This is a genomic window from Streptomyces sp. NPDC040410 (assembly GCF_055595715.1).
Window position 1 is genome coordinate 271,227 of sequence record NZ_JBVIVK010000003.1, and the last position, 17,917, is coordinate 289,143.

Here is a 17,917-nt window from a genome sequence, read left to right on the forward strand (position 1 = left end):
TCGTATTCCGGCGATCAGTCGAGTGCTGGACAGGGCAGCCACCCCGTCCAGAACCTCGATAGCGGGCTCCGAACTGATGCACTCGGGATCGCCCACAATCGCCTCCAAATCTGCCCAAGCCCCAGCGAGGTCACGGAGCGATCCCTGACGGGGCCCGCGCGGACTGCCCGCGGGCCTCTCACGGCTTGCCTACTGCCTGCCGCAAAGGGAGACGACCTTCTGCTCTTCCTCCGTGAGGCTGGGGCCAGAAGGGGGCGTAGACGAGGTGTGGGAGTCGTTCTCGCTCTCAGCCGCCCGTCGCTCGGCCTCCTTCTTGCAGGCGGAGGCCTGCACGGAGATCTCGTCGATCTTCGACTGGGCGTCGGACAGTCCACCCTCGGCAATCGTCGCCGTGACCAGCTTCTGTTGGTACGGCGGCAAGTACTTGAGTTCGATCTCGGGGTGGTCCTTCTCCACCTTCGACAGCGAGAAGACCCACAGGTCTTGGCTGATGCCTTGGTACAGCGCGACGTGCTGGCCCTTGGCGCCGACGTAATACTGCGTCTGCGTCCAGCGGTACCCGATGTACAACCCGATGCTGATCAAGGCGAGAGGGACTAGCACGCATCCGAGAAGCAAGGACCGCTTCCTGCTCCAGCTGATGCGCCGCCGAGCGAACCCCAGTGACGTCTTGGGCAGATGGGAGGGAACTTCCGGCAAGCGAACAAGCTGCGGCCCGTCGGAGGGTGCGGCGGAAGGAGGAGGTGGCAGCACTCTCGCGATCGCTGATTCCGGAAGCTCACCGAGGAGGTCCGAGCCCGTACTCAGACCCATCGTCGCGTCATCATGCAACGGTTGGCCTTGGAACTCCGTTGCGGAGGTCTGCGTCGGTGGCCGGATGATCTCGTGGCGCGGCAAGAAGAAGAACCCGTCAGCCGGAATATCCGTGACCAGGCGAAGGATCTGTGGCTCGCCTCTCTTCCGGTACGCCTGGTGCAAGTCCGCCACCCTGTCCTGCACAGCATCCCTGAACGCGTCCAAGGCAAGCGGTACTCCCCTTGGATGCGCGGCAACCACGTCGGATACCGATCGTGAGAAAATGCTGAACGACTCGCTGGGCCAGGTGCCGTGGTTTCCTCCGTCCCTCACCCGTTCATCAGCGCGCACGAAGAGCGAGAGCTGTGCGGGCGAGCAGGCGTACAGATAGGCGACCTTGCGGCGCAGAGCAGCCCCGATCTTCTGGCGGCCCCACTCCTTGACACCGGCGACTCCCATCGAATCCTGGTCGATGCCCTCCCGGCACGCGTCGATGAGGAAGACAACGTGCTCGGCGGGTGTCTCGTCGAGCTGGTGGCGCCAGTCGATCGGCACACAGCCCGACTCGAAGGGATGTACGTCCTCGTCTATGTCTTCCGGTACCAGGTAGTCCCGGCCCTTGGCATGGATACCGTGGCCGCTCAGCACGATGAATACGGTGTCGCCGCGCCGGGCCCGTCGCAGAAAGCCCGTGACCCGAGCGTTGACATAGTTGGCCGAGATCTGTTTGCCGTCTGCCCGCCGGGCCAGGACCTGGACATCGTCGAATCCGTGGTGCTCCAACGCATGTCCGAGTCGCCTCAGGTCTCCGGGAATGAACGGAAGGGGCTGGATGCCCCGCATGTCGTAATCGCTGGCCCCGATGAGCAGTGCTCTGTGCATCCCCATGACGCGCCGTCCGTCACTCCTTGAACACCAGGACGATGCCGCGGCTGCTCTGTATCTGGGCCGTGCCGATGAGCTGGACACCGCCGTTCGCCGTCACCTGGAAGGACAGGTGCGCCTCCCGGAGCGGCAGCGGGCCCCCTCGGGCGGCCACATCCGCGAAGACCTGCTGAAGTGCGTCGACCGCCTCGGCCAGGTTCTTGCGCAGCGGTCCCAGCGGCACGCGCTTGAGAACGGCCTCCCCACTGTCACCGAACAGACCCATCGAATCTCCAGGCGCCTCGTTCTCCTCGTCGTAGGAGACCCAGAAGTCCAGCGCCGCTTCGCCGGACGATGATCCCGTCTCATGCATGGAAACCCTCTCGTCCCCCGACACAGTGCATCAACTGTATGGAAAGCAGCCTGACTTCACCCGCAGTTGAACTGAATTGGGACGTAGGCCGAGTGAGATCGCTTTACAGTCCTCGCTGTCCACTTTTGCTCCTGGCCGTTCGGTCACCAGCCCACAGCGGTGACACTCGCCTCACCTGCTGCACCGCAACCCATCGCGGGCGGTGGCGTCCCTTCGAACCAGTCGCGACCGGTACCGACGACCGATCCCCTCGAAGCTAGGGATCAAACGGTGACGTCCTCGGCGCGACAGCGTGCGTCGGGCCCGGCCCCACGTCGCCGCCCGTCCGCCGCCACACGCAGCGGCCACATTCCAACACGGGCACGGGGGCGAACGATGAGCCCCAACGGTGCAGGTCAAAGACGCTTTGTGGCACAGAAAGAGGCCGGATCGCAGGGGCGGTGGCATGCGGGACAACGCTGCCGAATGCGCGGGCGTTCGTACGGCCCGCTGATCCCGCACCGGGAACGCCGACCGGACAGCGGACGCAGCCATGACGTGGGAGAAACCCCCGTCGTGGCTGGGGCGGTCGGGGCCATGATCGCTCACTCCGAAGCAGCTCCAGCCCAAAGCGGCTCCGTTGATCCAGGAAGGCTTAACATCGGGGTTACTTCAAATGAGCGCCGTGTTTATACATGCATAAAAGGATCCAAAGGGTCGCATGCTCCACTGTTGAAATCACTGAGGATGCCCCCGCATGGACCACCGAGCCCACGCCGCCACCCAGCCTGTACCTCGCGCTAACCCTGTCCGGGCCCTGCATTGCGAACGGTGCCTCGAGTGGGGAACCGTGGTTACTGGCGAGGGACTGCATGAGCTGTGCCCAGAGTGCCAGGCAGACGGGCAGCAGGATGGGCCGGCCGCGGGTCCGCCGCCTGCCCATGGACGCCCTTGATGCCTGTCGGATCCGGGGTGGCGCGATCTACAAGTCTGGCCAGCGTGCGAGGGCCGACGAGGCATGAAATCTCGACGGACGAGGCAGAAGTCAGAGGCTCTGTTGACCCGGGACAGCAGACGGCGCGTCGATCCCCACGTCGGCACGCATGGCTCCGGCTCGGGGCACGGACCACCGCGCCGGCCCTCGCAGTTGCTGTGGTTGACGACAGACGTCGATAGCGCGGCTGAGGCCGGTGGGAGTGCAGCGAGACACACGCGCGCCTGATCGGTCGGCGTACTCACCGTCGTGGCTGACTGTCGTGGGCTTGAGGTTCAAGACTCCGTCGACCACGTGATCATGCTCACCAGTCGTGCCACACGCGTGCCAGATCGGGCGGGGACCGGCGGGGAATCACGGTAACCGACGGCGAACGGGAACGAGATCGGCCCCCGACCAAAGTGACTGGTCAGGGGCCGATACCCACAAGCGTGGCGGCGCCAGGATTCGAACCTGGGAAGGCTGAGCCGGCAGATTTACAGTCTGCTCCCTTTGGCCGCTCGGGCACACCGCCGGGGTTCGCTGCCCTTCGAACCGTCTTTCAGCGGTGCTCCGTGGCAACGACGTAAACGATACCCGATGCGGAGGGGTGCTTCGCCACCTGATTGATCTGCGCTCGGAGGACCGCGGGTGGCTAGGCTTGTCCGGATGCGGCCCGGGACAACGCCGGGCTCGGCGGCCGCCCCCACGTACGCCGATACGCACCCGATACGCACCTCGATACAAGGAGCCACAGGACATGGCCGACTCCAGTTTCGACATCGTCTCGAAGGTCGAGCGGCAGGAGGTCGACAACGCCCTCAACCAGGCCGCCAAGGAGATCTCGCAGCGCTACGACTTCAAGGGTGTGGGTGCCTCGATCTCGTGGTCCGGCGACAAGATCCTGATGGAGGCGAACTCCGAGGACCGGGTGAAGGCCGTCCTCGACGTCTTCCAGTCCAAGCTGATCAAGCGCGGGATCTCGCTGAAGGCGCTGGACGCGGGCGAGCCCCAGCTCTCGGGCAAGGAGTACAAGATCTTCGCCTCGATCGAGGAGGGTATCTCCCAGGAGAACGCGAAGAAGGTGGCAAAGATCATCCGCGATGAGGGTCCGAAGGGCGTGAAGGCCCAGGTGCAGGGCGACGAGCTGCGCGTCAGCTCGAAGAGTCGCGACGACCTGCAGGCCGTCATCGCTCTGCTGAAGGGCAAGGACTTCGACTTCGCCATTCAGTTCGTGAATTACCGGTAGTCGGTGGTCAGTAGGCGGTAGTCGTAGCCGGCGGTCCCAGCTCTCCGGCTGTACGAGGAAGGGTGGGCCCCCGGCGGTTTGCCGGCGGTGCCCACCCTTCTCGCCTGCTGGCTGCGGTCTGGGGGCGTGCTGAGTCGTGCCGCGTCTCAGTCGCGCGAGTTGCCGAACAGGATGCGGTACGCGATCAGGAGGACGAGCGAGCCGCCGATGGCCGCTGCCCAGGTGGCGCCGTCGTAGAAGTGCTTGCTGATCGGGTGGTCCAGCCAGCGGGCCGATATCCAGCCGCCGATGAACGCGCCCGTGATTCCGATGACGGTCGTACCGATGAAGCCGCCCGGGTCACGGCCCGGCAGCAGGAACTTGGCGATGGCTCCGGCCAGCAGTCCCAGGATGATCCAGCTGAGGATGCCCATGCGGTGAACCTGCCCTTTCGTGCTGTGCCCGCACTGTCCCGGCCCTGCGATTTCGGTCCGGACAGGCTGTGCTCGTAAGCTCGTGCTTCCTGTTTGCCGCGTGCCTTGTTCATGCCGTTGTGACGAAGAAGACGCCAGGCCGGCATCCGGCGGTTGCACTGGTCAGTAGGGTGCGGCGCATGACACGTTCCGGCGCGGGGCTGCGGCGCACCCTTGGAGTCGGCGACGCCGTGGTCATCGGGCTCGGCTCGATGGTCGGGGCCGGGATCTTCGCCGCCCTGGGGCCCGCGGCACGCGCGGCCGGGTCCGGGCTGCTGATCGGGCTCGCGGTCGCCGCCGTGGTCGCCTACTGCAACGCCACGTCGTCGGCTCGGCTGGCCGCGCTGTACCCGGCGTCGGGCGGCACCTACGTGTACGGACGCGAGCGGCTCGGGGAGTTCTGGGGTTATCTCGCAGGCTGGTCCTTCGTGGTCGGCAAGACGGCCTCCTGTGCGGCGATGGCGCTCACCGTGGGGGCGTACGTGTGGCCGGGGCAGGCGCATGCCGTGGCGGTCGCCGCCGTGGTGGCCCTGACCGCGGTGAACTACGGCGGTATGCAGAAGTCCGCCCGGCTGACCCGGGCGATCGTGGCGGTCGTCCTGGCCGTCCTCGCTTCCGTGGTGGTCGTGTGTCTGGGATCCGGGGCGGCGGACGCAGCGCGGTTGGACGTCGGGACCTCCGGCGGTGCCGACGGGGTGCTGCAGGCGGCCGGCCTGTTGTTCTTCGCGTTCGCCGGGTACGCGCGCATCGCCACCCTCGGTGAGGAGGTTCGGGATCCAGCGCGCACCATTCCCCGCGCGATCCCGCTGGCCCTGGGGATCACGCTGGTGGTGTACGTGAGTGTGGCGGTGGCTGTCCTTTCCGTGCTGGGGGCCGGTGGTCTCGGGCACGCGGAGGCGCCGTTGGCCGACGCGGTGCGGGCGGCAGGGGTGCCGGGGCTCGTGCCGGTGGTGCGGGTGGGCGCTGCCGTCGCGGCGCTCGGCTCGCTGCTCGCATTGATCCTGGGCGTGTCCCGTACGACGCTGGCCATGGCGCGGGACCGGCATCTGCCCGGTGCGCTGGCTGTCGTGCACCCGCGGTTCCAGGTGCCGCACCGGGCGGAGCTCGCCGTGGGTGCGGTGGTCGCGGTCCTGGCGGCGACGGTGGACGTACGGGGCGCGATCGGGTTCTCCTCCTTCGGTGTGCTGACGTACTACGCCGTGGCCAACGCGTCGGCCTGGACGCTCGGATCCGCTCCGGCGGCCCGGGTGGTGCCGGCGATGGGTCTGCTCGGGTGCACGGTCCTGGCGTTCGCGCTGCCGGGGGTTTCGGTGATCGTGGGGGCGGGGGTGCTGGCGGTGGGCGTGGTCGTGTATGGCGTGCGCCGAGTGGCGGGGCGGTAGGCCGGAGAGTGTGCCCGGCCTGCGGTGGCTGCCGCCCGCGGGGCCTTGAGTGGGGTGCGTTCAGGGCGCTTCGGGGTTCGGCGGCCTCTCAGGACGCCTGAGTCGTCGCCGTACGTATGCGGAACTCGGCCCAGGGGGTCATCTCCAGCTCCTCGTCCATCTCGTCCCACCAGCCCGTGCCCTCGACCCAGGCGCGCAGCCAGTCCGCGAGGCCGGGTGCGTCCACGTACCAGGCATGGTCGGCGTCGTTGGCGTTCGGCTCGAAGAGCAGGACGGTGGCCTCGGGACTTCGGCAGTCCACGCACGCGTACATCGCGCAACCCCAGTGGGATATCGGCAGGACGCCCTCCGGCCAGGGCCATTCGGGGTCCCTGCGGCCGGTCTCGCGATTGGCGAGGTACTGCACGACGGCGGCGGGTTCGCCGGCAGGAGGGTTGTCGAGCAGGGGCAACAGGCCGTACTCCGGGCCGAATCCGCCATCTCCTGTCCGAAGGTAGAGCTCGGCGAGCAGCGGGGGCAGGCGGAAGCCCAGGGCGGCTTCGGCGCGGGCCAGCGTGACGCTGTCCACCGGCTCGGGCAGGGAGGTCCAGCCCCACGGGCGGGTGTTGCGGGCCTTCGCATCCACCCGTGCCAGCAACTGCTCGATCTCGGTCATGGGTTCATGATGCAAGGCGGCACTGACAATCGTGCCGGCCTGTGGACAACCGCCGGGCTGTGGACAACCTCGAGCCCGCGACGGGCGCCGCGGGCCATGACGAGCGGTCATGCGAGGCGGACGTCGACGCGCCGTTCGGCGAGAAAGCCGAGGAGTTCTCGGAAGCTCGGCGTGCCGTGCACGGTGTGCGGGGTGACACCGAGGCAGGTGCGGGCGACGTCGGCGTCGGACCAGACGAGGGTGAAGGGCGGGGCCACTCCCCAGCGGCCCCTCAGGCAGTCGTTGAGGGATTCGAGGCCCCGGCCGAAGTAGCCACCCGGGCCGTTCACCGCCTCGCCGAGAGCGCAGAAAAATCCGGGCTGGTCGGTGATGTGACGGCCGTCGAGGTGACAGGTGGTGCCGGACGACCGGTCCTCGCGGCCGTGGTCATGGTTGTCCAGAGCGGTGCCGAGCCAGAACCATCGCCCTTCGGCACCGCACCGCGCCCAGCGGTTGCGCTCGGCGGGGCGCCCGTCGCCCCACAGCTCCCACACCTCACGGGCCGCGAGCGGGGGGCGTTCCGACCACGGGTCGAGGGTGAGGTCGACCAGGCCCGGGCCGCGGGCGGACGGGATCCAGGCCCGCAACTCGCCCTCGGCGGCTGCCTGAACGGGCCGGCCCGCCGAGTCGATCCGCAGGACCTCGGCGTGACCGAGGTCCGCCTCCCCGGTGTCCAGTGCCGCGCGCAGGGCGCCTCGCGGGGAACAGCCCAGCAGCCGCAACGGGGGGTCCAGGGGTTCGTCCTGGAGCTCCCGCACATGGGCCAGGTCGCGGCAGGGGCCAAGCGGTTCGCCCGCGCCGCCCAGCACGCGGTAGCCCGGGGACAGGGGTGGACGCCGCGGATAGTCGTAGGGGCTGTCGTCGGATTCCGTCCCCTCGACCGTGACGTCCCTCAGCGACAGATCGCGGGCACAGGGGCGGTCGGCGAGGACGCGCACGTCTTCCAGGTACCACTCGCCGACCACCGTGCCGGACTTGTCGAGGATCTCCAGGGTGAGGGAGCCCAGCGGCGCCGAACCGTCGGCACGCGCGCGTGCGAGGGCTGTCCGCAGTCCGCCCTCGGGGGCGCAGCCGAGCAGCTCGTACGTCTCCCGCCGGGGAGGCCGAGGGTCGGCGAAGAGGTCGTGGACGTCCTGGCACAGGGCCCATGTCTCTTCGCCGCCCTCCTCGCCGTCGTACTCGGCCTCCCGGTCGTACGCCAGCAGGATGTACTTCGGCTCTCCCACCCCCCGGACCGCCCGTCAGCGGGCGGCGAACGGCTCGTCCGTGCGCACGATTTCGCGTCCCAGTGGGAGCAGTGACACGGGGATCAGTTTGAAGTTGGCGATGCCGAACGGGATACCGATGATCGTGATGCACAGGGCGATGCCGGTGACGATGTGGGCGATGGCCAGCCACCAGCCCGCGAGGATCAGCCACAGCACGTTGCCGATGCAGGAGGGCGCGCCGGCGTCATGGCGCTCGACCGTCGTGTACCCGAAGGGCCACAGGGCGTAGACGCCGATACGGAAGGCCGCGATGCCGAACGGGATTCCGATGATCGTGATGCAGAGGAGCAGTCCAGCGGCCAGGTACCCGAGGAACAGCCAGAAGCCGCTCAGGACGAGCCAAATGACGTTCAGGATTGTTTTCACTGTTGGCGACCTGCCATCTTCTCGAGCCGGGCGATGCGCTCCGCCATCGGCGGGTGTGTCGAGAACATTCTGGAGAACCCCTGGCCTGTGCGGAACGGGTTCGCGATCATCATGTGGCTCGCGGTCTCGATCCGGGGCTCCGGGGGAAGTGGAAGCTGTTTGGTGCCGAGTTCGAGCTTGCGCAGGGCGCCGGCGAGCGCGAGGGGGTCGCCGGTGAGCTGGGAGCCGGAGGCGTCCGCCTCGTACTCGCGGGAGCGGCTGATGGCGAGTTGGATGAGGCCGGCGGCGAGCGGGCCGAGGATCATGATGAGCAGCAGGCCGAGGATGCCGGGGCCTTCTTCGTCGTCCGAGCGGCCGATCGGGATCAGCCAGGCGAAGTTGACCAGGAACATGATGACGGAGGCGAGCGCGCCGGCGACCGACGAGATCAGGATGTCTCGGTTGTAGACGTGGCTGAGTTCGTGGCCGATGACGCCTCGCAGTTCGCGTTCGTCCAGGAGACGCAGGATGCCTTCGGTGCAGCACACGGCGGCGTTGCGCGGGTTGCGGCCCGTCGCGAAGGCGTTGGGCGCCTCCGTCGGGGAGATGTAGAGGCGCGGCATGGGCTGTCGGGCCTGGGTGGAGAGGTCGCGGACCATCCGGTACAGGGCCGGGGCTTCGAACTCGCTGACCGGCCGGGCGCGCATCGCGCGTAGAGCGAGCTTGTCGCTGTTCCAGTAGGCGTACGCGTTCGTGGCCAGCGCGATGAGGACCGCGATGATCAGCCCCATGCGGCCGAAGAAGCTGCCGATGACGATGATGAGTGCGGACAGCCCCCCGAGGAGTACTGCGGTCCTGAGCCCGTTGTGCCGGCGGTGCACGGTACGCCCTCCAAGTGGTGCCGCAGGGGAACCCTTTGCCTGCTGATCTTGCTTGTTGGTCTCCGATGCCACTGGTTCCGCGGTGTCACGTCCAGTGGACCCTCCTGACCTGGTCAACGCCAGGCGAGAGCCACTAGTTCCCTTGTGCGTACGCCGGCGCGCGTGGGCCGTCCGGGTGACGGCGACGGTGTGCGGCAAGCGCGTGTGTGGTTCGGACCCCTCTGTGCGCGCGGGCGCGCGTGAGGTTTTCGGCCGCACCGCGCGCGTGGGGAGAGCGCCGGTCGTTCAGCCGGATGCGCTGCAAGGTGCTCAGAAAAGCCCCGTGTCGGCGAAGCGCAGGACCATCTGGGGGGCCCCGGAGAGGACGATGCCGAGGATCGCGGTCAGGGTGATCGCGGCCGTGAGGGGGGCTGGGACATGGTGTTTGACGGGTTCACCCTCGGGGGCCCGGAACAGCAGTGCGGTCCATTGGAGGTAATAGAAGAGGGCGATGACGACGTTGACGGCCATGACCACGGCGAGCCAGCCGAGGCCCGCGTCGACGGCTGCGGAGAAGACGGTGACCTTCGCGAAGAGGCCGATGATGCCCGGCGGCAGTCCGGCGAGGCAGAGCAGGAAGAACGCCAGGATGAGGGCTGCCAGGGGGTTCGAGGCGTACAGGCCGCGGTAGTCGGTGATGCGGTTGAGGGAGCGCGTACGGCCCACCAGCGCGGCCACCGCGAAGGCGCCGAGGTTCACGGCGGCGTACATGAGGGCGTAGGCGACCGTGGAGCCGATCGACCTCTCGGCGTCCTCGGAGTACGCGGCGGCGGCGATCGGTACGAGGAGATAGCCGGCCTGGCCGACGGACGACCAGGCGAGGAGCCGTACCGCGCTGTACGCGCGCGTGGCCTGCTGGCGCAGGGCGCCGACGTTGCCGACGGTCATGGTGAGGGCGGCCAGCGCCGCGAGTGCCGGTCCCCAGACGTCGGCGTACGACGGGAGGGCGACGACCGTGACGAGGATCAGGCCGGAGAAGCCGACCGCCTTGCCGACGACCGACAGGTAGGCGGCGATGGGGAGCGGTGCCCCCACGTAGGTGTCCGGCACCCAGAAGTGGAAGGGCACCGCTGCGGTCTTGAAGGCGAAGCCGACCAGGGTGAGGACGACGCCGGTCTGGGCGAGGGTGTGGAGCTGCCCGTCGACATGCTGGATCCGGTCGGCGACCTGGGTGAGGTAGAGGGTGCCCGTGGAGGCGTACACGAAGCTGATGCCCATGAGACTGACCGCGGTCGCGGTGACCGAGGACAGGAAGAACTTCAGGGCTGCTTCTGAAGACTTCCTGTCGCCGTAGCGCAGGCCGACGAGGGCGAACGCGGGCAGGGAGGCGACTTCCAGGGCGACGATCAGGGTCGCGAGGTCGCGAGAGGCGGGCAGGAGGGCGGCGCCTGCGGCGGAGGACAGCAGCAGGAACCAGTACTCCCCTTCTGGGAGTCCCTTGTCGGCGTCCTTGAGGGCGGTGACGGACAGGAGGGCGGCGAGGAGGGCGCCGCCGAGGACCAGGAACTGGATGACGAGAGTGAAGCGGTCCACGGTGTAGCTGCATACGTCGGCGTCGCCGGTAAGGCAGAAGGTGCTGCGGTCGCCGTCCGTGAGGGGCAGCAGCAGGAGCGTGGAGGCGGCGAGGCCCGCGACCGACACCCAGCCGAGCAGTGTCTTCCTGGCCTCCTCCACGAAGAGGTCGGCGACGAGGACGGCGAGGCCGACGACGGCCGCGATGGTGGGCGGCGCGATGGCGAGCCAGTCGACGGACTGGACGAGGGAGCTCATCGGGTGCCTCCTGCGAGGAGCTGCTGCACGGCCGGGTCGGTCAGCCCGAGGAGGGCCTTGGGCCACAGGCCGGCGACGACGGTGAGGGCGACGAGCGGGGTCCAGGCCGCGAACTCGTAGGTGTGGACGTCGGCGAGTTTCGGGGCTTCCTGCGGGGCGGCGCCCATGCAGACGCGGCGAACGACCACGAGCAGGTACGCGGCGGTGAGCAGCGTGCCGAACGCGCCGATCGCCATGAAGGTGAGGAAGGCGGGGCGGCTGAGGTCGGCGGCTGGGTTGAACGCGCCGAACAGCGCCAGCATCTCGCCCCAGAACCCGGCGAGGCCCGGCAGGCCCAGTGAGGCGACCGCGGCGAAGGCGAGCAGACCGCCGAGGCGGGGTGCCTTGCCGTAGAGCGCGGCGCCGGTCGTGTCGGCGAGGGTGTCGAGGTCGGTGGTGCCGGTGCGGTCCTTCAGCGCGCCGACCAGGAAGAAGAGCAGGCCGGTGATGAGGCCGTGGGCGATGTTGGCGAACAGGGCGCCGTTCACGCCGGTCGGGGTCATGCTGGCGATGCCGAGCAGGACGAAGCCCATGTGGCCGACGGAGGAGTAGGCGATGAGGCGTTTGAGGTCGCCCTTCGCGCCCTGCTTGGCGAGGGCCAGGCAGGCCAGGGATCCGTAGATGATGCCGACGACGGCGAAGGCGGCGAGGTAGGGGGCGAAGGTGCGGAAGCCGTCGGGTGCGACGGGGAGGAGGATTCGGACGAACCCGTACGTCCCCATCTTCAGCAGCACGCCGGCGAGCAGGACCGAGCCGACCGTCGGGGCGGCGGTGTGGGCGTCGGGCAGCCAGCTGTGCAGCGGCCACATCGGCGTCTTGACCGCGAGCCCGATTCCGATCGCCAAAACTGCGATGACCTGCACGGATGTGGTCAGCGATGAGCCGTTGTCAGTGGCGAGTGCCACCATGTCGAATGTGCCCGCCTTGATTCCGATCAGGAGCAGGCCGAGCAGCATGACGACGGATCCGAGCAGTGTGAAAAGGATGAACTTCCAGGCGGCCTGGGTCCGTTGTCCACCGCCCCAGCGGGCGATGAGGAAGTACATCGGGATGAGGACCATCTCGAAGGCGAGGAAGAAGAGGAGCAGGTCGAGGACGGCGAAGGTGGCGAGGGTGCCGGACTCGAGGACGAGCAGGAGCGCGACGAAGGCCTTCGGGGTCGGGCCCGCAGGCATCTTGAAGTAGGAGTAGAGCGCGCAGAGGAAGGTCAGCAGCGCGGTCAGGACCAGAAGGGGGAGGGAGATGCCGTCGATGCCGAGGTGGATCCGCACGTCGAGTGCGGGGATCCAGCTGATGTCGGTCGTGGCCTGCATCTTCGAGGGATGGTCGTGGTCGAAGCCGAGCGCGAGGACGATCGCGGCGACGAGGATCACGCCGGTGATGGTCACGCCGTGCCGCAGCACGGCCTGCTCGGGCGACTTCCCCTTCAGTCCGGGCGGGGCCGGCAGGAGAGCGGCGGCGGCGCCGAGGAGCGGGCCGACGACGACGAACGCGAGAAGGAACTGCATCACGGACTCATTGATATCGATCACGCCTGCTCACGCTCCCGTGGCGACGAGGACGACGGCGACCGCGAGGACGACGGTGCCGGCGAGCAGCGCGCTCACATAGGTCTGCACGTTGCCGGTCTGGGCACGCCGAACGGCGGCACCGAGCCAGCGGGGTAGGGCGCCCGCACCGCGGACGTAGGTCTCGACGACCTCACGGTCGAGAAACCGGACGAGAGTGGCGCCGGCCTGGACCGGGCGGACGAAGAGGGCCGAGTACACGGCGTCGAGGTGGAAGCCGACGGCCGCGTGCCGGTGCAGCGGGCCGAGCAGGAGGCGGCCCGGGTCTGCCGGGTCGGGCGCGTAGGCCACGTCTCCGTAGGCGGGCGCATGGCCGGCGATGGCCTCGGCCTCGACGAGTCCGGCGCCGCCCTCGGGGTGAGCCGCGACCGCGCCCAGCGGAAGGCGGGCGGCGAGCGCGGTGGTGTGCCGCCAGGCTCCGTACACGACGATCACGCCGGCCAGAGCCAGACCCGTGCCGAGCACGGAGGTGGTGAGCGTCGGGGTCAGGTCGCGACCGTCGAACCAGTCGGGCAGCGTGCGGTAGGCGAGCCCGCCCAGGGCGAGGGACGGGACGGCGAGTACCCAGAGCACCACGGTCATGGTGAGCGGCTGGCGCCCGTGGTCGGGGGCCTCGGCGCCACGGCCCTGGAAGGTGAGCAGCCACAGGCGGGTGGCGTACGCGGCGGTGAGCAGGGCCGTGAGCAGGCCGGCGACGAGGACGGTCCAGCCCGCCGCGCCGGGAGCGTGCTCGGTGTGACCGGTGGCGACGTGCTCGGCGGCGCCGAGGACGGACTCCTTGGAGAAGAAGCCGCTGAACGGCGGGATGGCGGCGAGCGCGAGGAGCGCCACGGTCATCGTCCAGTAGGCGTCGGGGACGCGGTCGCGCAGGCCCCGCATGCGGGACATGGCGGCCAGCGAGTTGGTACCGGCGGCGTGGATGATCACGCCGGCGGCGAGGAACAGCAGCGCCTTGAAGGCGCCGTGGGACAGGAGGTGGAAGACGGCGGCACCGCGGTCGCCGACGGCGAGGGCACCGGTCATGTAGCCGAGCTGGCCGATCGTCGAGTAGGCCAGGACGCGCTTGATGTCGTCCTGGGCGAGCGCTGCGAGGCCCGAGCCGGTCATCGTCACCGCGGCCATGACGGCGAGGACGACCATCGCGGCCGAGGAGGCCTGGAAGACCGGGAGGAGACGAGCGACGAAGTAGACACCGGCGGCGACCATCGTCGCGGCGTGGATCAGCGCGGAGACGGGCGTGGGGCCCGCCATCGCGTCGGGGAGCCAGGTGTGCAGCGGGAACTGCGCCGACTTGCCCGCCACGCCCGCCAGGAGCAGCAGGGCGATCAGCGTCGGGTGGTCGAGTCCGCCGCTCGCGACGGTGCCGAGGACCTTCGTGATCTGGAAGGACCCGGCGTCGGTGGCGAGCGCGAACAGGCCGATCAGGAAGGGGACGTCACCGAGCTTGGTCACCAGGAACGCCTTGATGGAGGCGGCGCGGGCCTCCGGGGTCTCCCAGTAGTGGCCGACCAGGAAGTACGAGCAGATGCCCATGATCTCCCAGCCGACCAGCAGGACGATCAGGTCGCCGGAGTAGACGACGAGGAGCATCGCTGAGGTGAACAGGGAGACGAGAGCGGCGTACGAGGGGTAGCGCGGGTCGTCGCGCAGGTAGCCCGTCGAGTAGATCTGCACACAGGTCGCGACGACGCCGACCAGGACGGCGACGAGGGCGGCGAAGCCGTCGATGTACAGGGCGAGTTCGATGGGGATCGAACCTGTGGGGGTGAGCTCGGTGGCGGCGTTCACCGCCTGGTCGCCGCCCTGGCGCACGGCGACGAGTGCCGCCAGCACGAGGGAGGTGAGAGTCGGCAGGACGGCGAGCGGGCGGACGAAGCCGGGGGCGGTGCGGCCCAGGAGCAGGCCGGCGGCCGCGCCGAGGAAGGGAAGGAGGGGGACGAGGACGGCGAGGGTGGTGGTGGTCACGCGGTGGCCTCAGCCTTCTCGTCCGCGGGAGTGCCGCGTTCGTGGCCCTCGGCGGTGTCGCGGAGCTTGTCGATGTCCGAGGTGCCGCGGTTGCGGTAGACGGCGAGGACGATCGCCAGGCCGATGCCGATCTCGGCGGCGGCGATGGCGATGGTGAACAGGGTCAGGGCCTGACCTGAGTGCAGGGTCTCCTCGGCGGCCTTGCTGAGCCAGATGTCGAAGGCGACGAGGTTCAGGTTGACGGCGTTGAGCATCAGCTCGACCGACATCAGCACCAGGATCGCGTTGCGGCGGGCGAGGACGCCGTACAGGCCGGTGCAGAAGAGGAGGGCGGAGAGCACGGCGGGATAGGCGAGGTGCATCAGCGGGCCCCTTCCTTGTCGGCCTTGCCTGTTCCGGCCTTGCCTGCGTGCGGCTTGGCCGTGCCGGCCCCGACCGCGTCCTTCTCGGCCTTCCGGGACAGGACGATCGCGCCGACCAGGGCGGCGAGCAGGAGGACGGAGAGAGCCTCGAAGGGGAGGACCCAGTTCTGGAAGAGGCTCGCTCCGGTGGCCTCGGTGGAACCGGCGGCCGGGCCGTCCAGGTCGATCCAGGTCGTGCGGAAGGCGTCGACGACGACCCAGACCAGGGCGGCCGCCGCGGCCACGGCCACGGTGAGGGCGGCCCAGCGGTTGCCGGAGTCGGCGTCCGGGGAGCGGCCGATGGGGGCCCTGGTGAGCATCAGACCGAACAGGAGGAGGACGACGACGGAACCGACATAGATGAGGACCTGCACCCAGGCGATGAACTCGGCGGTGAGCAGGAGGTACTCGACAGCGAGGCCGCCGAGGGTCACCACCAGCCACAGGGCGGCGTGCACCAGCTGCCGGGTGGTGACGGTTACGATCGCGGCGCCGAAGGTGGCCAGGCCTACGAGGAGGAAGGCGATCTCGACACCGGTCGGGGAGAGGAAGCCGTGCGATGCGGCGAGGTTCACGACTGTCCTCCCTGTGGACCGGGGGGATCGGCAGGACCGGTGGAACCCGTGGGGTCCTTCGGTTCGGCCTGGGCTGCCGCGAACTTCTCCGCCGTCTTGCGGGCGGCCGCGATCTCCTTCGGTTCCTCCGCGCCGGGGTCGAGGGCGGGCGGGGCCGGGACCGTCCACATCCACTCGCGCAGCTTGTCGCGCTCGTGGGTGAGGTCGCGGATGTCGGTCTCGGCGTACTCGAACTCCGGGGACCAGAACAGGGCGTCGAAAGGACAGACCTCGATGCAGATACCGCAGTACATGCACAGGGAGAAGTCGATGGCGAAGCGGTCGAGGACGTTGCGGCTGCGTTCGCGTCCGCCGGGGGTCGCCGCAGGGACGGTCTCCTTGTGGGAGTCGATGTAGATGCACCAGTCCGGGCACTCACGGGCGCACAGCATGCAGACCGTGCAGTTCTCCTCGAAGAGGCCGATGACGCCGCGAGTGCGGGGCGGGAGGTCGGGCAGGACGTCCGGGTACTGGGCGGTGACGGACTTCCTCGTCATCGTGCGGAGGGTGACGGCCAGGCCCTTGGCGAGGCCGGAGCCAGGGAAGGGAGCCACGGTTACATCACCACCTTGACGACGCCGGTGAGGGCGATCTGGGCGAGAGAGACGGGGACGAGAAGGGTCCAGGACAGCTTCTGGAGCTGGTCCTCGCGCAGGCGGGGGTAGGTGACGCGCAGCCAGATGACCAGGAAGGCGAGGACGGCCGTCTTCAGCAGGGTCCAGACCCAGCCGAGGCCGTCGGCGCCCCAGGGACCGTGCCAGCCGCCCAGGAAGAGGACGGTGGTCAGGCCGCACAGGACGACGATTCCGGCGTACTCGGCGAGGAGGAACAGGGCGAAGCGGAGGCCGGTGTACTCGGTGTAGGCACCGAAGATGATCTCCGAGTCGGCGACCGGCATGTCGAAGGGGGGCCGCTGGAGTTCGGCGAGGCCGGCGACGAAGAAGACGATGGCGCCGACGATCTGCCAGGGCAGCCACCACCACTCGAAGGCGTCGAGGATGCCAGGGAGGGAGACCGTGCCGGCCGCCATGGCGACGGAGGCGGCGGCCAGCAGCATCGGGAGTTCGTAGGCGAGGAGCTGGGCGGCGGTGCGCAGGCCGCCGAGAAGGGAGTACTTGTTGGCAGAAGCCCAGCCGGCCATGAGCGAGCCGAGGACGCCGACGCCCATGACCGCGAGCACGAAGAAGATGCCGGCGTCGAGGACCTGCCCGACTGCGCCCTCGCCGGGGCCGATGGGGATGGCGAGCAGGACCAGGAGGTACGGGAGGAGGGCCACGGCCGGGGCGAGCTGGAAGATACGGCGGTCCGCGCCCGCGGGTACGACGTCTTCCTTCTGCGCGAACTTGACGCCGTCGGCGACGAGTTGGGCCCAGCCGTGGAAGCCGCCGGCGTACATCGGGCCGAGGCGGCCCTGCATGTGGGCCATCACCTTGTGTTCGGTCTGGCCGATGATCAGGGGAAAGGTGAGGAAGACGACGAAGACGATCAGGAGACGCAGGGCGACATCGAGAGCGTCGTTCACTGCTGGCCTCCTTCGGGGTCTTCGGGGGTCTGGGGGGAGTCGGGGTCGGCGTCGGAATCGGGGGTGGTGTCGGAGCCTGGGGCGGCGTCGGAATCGGGAGCGGCGGCTGAGTCTGGGGAGGCGGGAGCAGGGGGGCGCTCAGCCTCGGGTGCCTTCTCGCCGTCGGGTGACTTCGATGCGGGCCCAGGCTCGTGGCGTGGTTTGCCTTCCCCGCTCCGTCCGGGATCGCGGGGTGATTTGCCCTCCCCGCTCCGTCCGGGATCGCGGGGTGATTTGCCTTCCCCGCTCCCTTCGGGCTCGCGGGGTGGTTCGCCTTCGACTTCCGCACTGCGCTCCGGCTCGTGCACGGCTTCAGGGCTCCGCTCGTACTCGGGCGCGGCCTCGCTGTTGCGCTGCGGCTCAGGCTCGTCGTAAGCCGGGCGGGCGTGGTGCCAAGGGGCGTCCGGGCTGCGCGGGGCGGTGGGAGCCTTTGGGGGCTCGGTCTGCGCAGGTGGCGTTGCTGAGGGTGCAGCCGTGTCGCCGTCGGCCGACGGGGTCGTATCGGAAGCGGATCGCTGGCTGGCGGGCCCGCCCGAGGCGCTGCGCGCTCGCCGGGGCCCAGCTGGGGCACCCGCTCCCGGCGGCCGTGAAGGTGCCGCGTCGCCTGCCGCGGACGCCTCCGCCTGGCTGGCCGAACCCTCCGCCGCCGTACGCGCACGCCGCGGCGCGGTCGGTGTGGCTGCTGCCGCGGACGCCTCCGCCTGG

The 17,917-nt window shown here is 69.3% G+C and carries 17 protein-coding genes and 1 tRNA gene; 3 read left to right on the plus strand and 15 right to left on the minus strand.

Going from position 1 to position 17,917, the window contains the following annotated elements; all coding sequences use genetic code 11:
- Window positions 1-189: 189 nt before the first annotated feature.
- From ACZ562_RS08610 to ACZ562_RS08620, 3 genes are all read right to left on the minus strand, one after another.
- A complete protein-coding gene (locus ACZ562_RS08610; protein WP_471175273.1) occupies window positions 190-1,683 on the minus strand; it encodes a caspase family protein in 1,494 nt (497 codons plus the stop codon).
- Between the two features lie 13 nt (window positions 1,684-1,696).
- Window positions 1,697-2,032 carry a Pepco domain-containing protein gene (locus tag ACZ562_RS08615; RefSeq protein WP_471175275.1) on the minus strand — a complete coding sequence of 112 codons (336 nt, stop codon included), beginning with the start codon at window positions 2,030-2,032 and terminating at the stop codon, window positions 1,697-1,699.
- 1,405 nt (window positions 2,033-3,437) lie between these two features.
- A tRNA-Tyr gene (locus tag ACZ562_RS08620) sits at window positions 3,438-3,519 on the minus strand.
- A 225-nt stretch (window positions 3,520-3,744) separates the two neighbouring features.
- Between ACZ562_RS08620 and ACZ562_RS08625 the strand changes: the two genes are divergently transcribed.
- A complete protein-coding gene (locus ACZ562_RS08625; protein ID WP_471175277.1) occupies window positions 3,745-4,233 on the plus strand; it encodes a YajQ family cyclic di-GMP-binding protein in 489 nt (162 codons plus the stop codon).
- Window positions 4,234-4,379: 146 nt separating this feature from the next.
- Here the strand turns inward: ACZ562_RS08625 and ACZ562_RS08630 are convergent, their stop codons facing one another.
- On the minus strand, window positions 4,380-4,646 hold the full coding sequence (locus ACZ562_RS08630) for a GlsB/YeaQ/YmgE family stress response membrane protein (protein ID WP_471175279.1): 267 nt from the start codon (window positions 4,644-4,646) through the stop codon (window positions 4,380-4,382).
- 179 nt (window positions 4,647-4,825) lie between these two features.
- On the opposite strand from ACZ562_RS08630, the gene ACZ562_RS08635 reads away from it, so the two are divergent.
- Window positions 4,826-6,067, plus strand: a complete 1,242-nt coding sequence (locus ACZ562_RS08635; protein ID WP_471175281.1) for an APC family permease — start codon at window positions 4,826-4,828, stop codon at window positions 6,065-6,067.
- Window positions 6,068-6,155: 88 nt separating this feature from the next.
- Here ACZ562_RS08635 and ACZ562_RS08640 read toward each other — a convergent pair whose 3' ends face one another.
- From ACZ562_RS08640 to ACZ562_RS08690, 11 genes are all read right to left on the minus strand, one after another.
- A complete protein-coding gene (locus ACZ562_RS08640; protein ID WP_471175283.1) occupies window positions 6,156-6,722 on the minus strand; it encodes an SMI1/KNR4 family protein in 567 nt (188 codons plus the stop codon).
- Window positions 6,723-6,829: 107 nt separating this feature from the next.
- Window positions 6,830-7,987: a barstar family protein gene (locus tag ACZ562_RS08645; protein ID WP_471175285.1), complete on the minus strand. Its 1,158-nt coding sequence runs from the start codon at window positions 7,985-7,987 to the stop codon at window positions 6,830-6,832.
- 15 nt (window positions 7,988-8,002) lie between these two features.
- Window positions 8,003-8,395 carry a YccF domain-containing protein gene (locus ACZ562_RS08650; RefSeq protein WP_471175287.1) on the minus strand — a complete coding sequence of 131 codons (393 nt, stop codon included), beginning with the start codon at window positions 8,393-8,395 and terminating at the stop codon, window positions 8,003-8,005.
- Window positions 8,392-9,255 carry a zinc metalloprotease HtpX gene (htpX, locus tag ACZ562_RS08655; RefSeq protein ID WP_471175289.1) on the minus strand — a complete coding sequence of 288 codons (864 nt, stop codon included), beginning with the start codon at window positions 9,253-9,255 and terminating at the stop codon, window positions 8,392-8,394. Before htpX ends, ACZ562_RS08650 begins: the two co-directional genes overlap by 4 nt.
- A gap of 309 nt (window positions 9,256-9,564) precedes the next feature.
- Complete coding sequence (locus tag ACZ562_RS08660; protein ID WP_471175291.1) at window positions 9,565-11,064, minus strand: NADH-quinone oxidoreductase subunit N; 1,500 nt, start codon at window positions 11,062-11,064, stop codon at window positions 9,565-9,567.
- Complete coding sequence (locus ACZ562_RS08665) at window positions 11,061-12,635, minus strand: NADH-quinone oxidoreductase subunit M (protein ID WP_471175293.1); 1,575 nt, start codon at window positions 12,633-12,635, stop codon at window positions 11,061-11,063. Before ACZ562_RS08665 ends, ACZ562_RS08660 begins: the two co-directional genes overlap by 4 nt.
- A 6-nt stretch (window positions 12,636-12,641) precedes the next feature.
- The gene (locus tag ACZ562_RS08670; protein ID WP_471175295.1) at window positions 12,642-14,636 is read right to left on the minus strand and encodes an NADH-quinone oxidoreductase subunit 5 family protein; all 1,995 of its coding nucleotides are present in this window, start codon (window positions 14,634-14,636) and stop codon (window positions 12,642-12,644) included.
- Window positions 14,633-14,998, minus strand: coding sequence for an NADH-quinone oxidoreductase subunit NuoK (gene nuoK / locus ACZ562_RS08675; RefSeq protein WP_471175297.1), 366 nt, complete (start codon window positions 14,996-14,998; stop codon window positions 14,633-14,635). Before nuoK ends, ACZ562_RS08670 begins: the two co-directional genes overlap by 4 nt.
- Window positions 14,998-15,612, minus strand: coding sequence for an NADH-quinone oxidoreductase subunit J family protein (locus tag ACZ562_RS08680; RefSeq protein ID WP_471175299.1), 615 nt, complete (start codon window positions 15,610-15,612; stop codon window positions 14,998-15,000). The genes nuoK and ACZ562_RS08680 overlap by 1 nt, the downstream gene beginning before the upstream one ends.
- Entirely contained in the window at window positions 15,609-16,205 is a 597-nt protein-coding gene (locus tag ACZ562_RS08685; RefSeq protein WP_471175301.1) for a NuoI/complex I 23 kDa subunit family protein, read from the minus strand. The genes ACZ562_RS08680 and ACZ562_RS08685 overlap by 4 nt, the downstream gene beginning before the upstream one ends.
- Window positions 16,206-16,207: 2 nt before the next feature.
- Window positions 16,208-17,173, minus strand: coding sequence for a complex I subunit 1/NuoH family protein (locus ACZ562_RS08690; RefSeq protein ID WP_471175303.1), 966 nt, complete (start codon window positions 17,171-17,173; stop codon window positions 16,208-16,210).
- 513 nt (window positions 17,174-17,686) lie between these two features.
- Between ACZ562_RS08690 and ACZ562_RS08695 the strand changes: the two genes are divergently transcribed.
- Window positions 17,687-17,917: hypothetical protein (locus tag ACZ562_RS08695; protein WP_471175305.1), on the plus strand; the 231-nt coding region annotated here is incomplete at its 3' end.

What these genes read in the sequence shown, in the direction of transcription:
- ACZ562_RS08660 (WP_471175291.1), bottom strand. Translation starts at nt 11,064, where the DNA reads ATGAGCTCCCTCGTCCAGTCCGTCGACTGGCTCGCCATCGCGCCGCCC.
- ACZ562_RS08635 (WP_471175281.1), top strand. Translation starts at nt 4,826, where the DNA reads ATGACACGTTCCGGCGCGGGGCTGCGGCGCACCCTTGGAGTCGGCGAC.
- ACZ562_RS08625 (WP_471175277.1), top strand. Translation starts at nt 3,745, where the DNA reads ATGGCCGACTCCAGTTTCGACATCGTCTCGAAGGTCGAGCGGCAGGAG.
- ACZ562_RS08615 (WP_471175275.1), bottom strand. Translation starts at nt 2,032, where the DNA reads ATGCATGAGACGGGATCATCGTCCGGCGAAGCGGCGCTGGACTTCTGG.
- ACZ562_RS08610 (WP_471175273.1), bottom strand. Translation starts at nt 1,683, where the DNA reads ATGGGGATGCACAGAGCACTGCTCATCGGGGCCAGCGATTACGACATG.
- ACZ562_RS08630 (WP_471175279.1), bottom strand. Translation starts at nt 4,646, where the DNA reads ATGGGCATCCTCAGCTGGATCATCCTGGGACTGCTGGCCGGAGCCATC.
- nuoK (WP_471175297.1), bottom strand. Translation starts at nt 14,998, where the DNA reads ATGCACCTCGCCTATCCCGCCGTGCTCTCCGCCCTCCTCTTCTGCACC.
- ACZ562_RS08640 (WP_471175283.1), bottom strand. Translation starts at nt 6,722, where the DNA reads ATGACCGAGATCGAGCAGTTGCTGGCACGGGTGGATGCGAAGGCCCGC.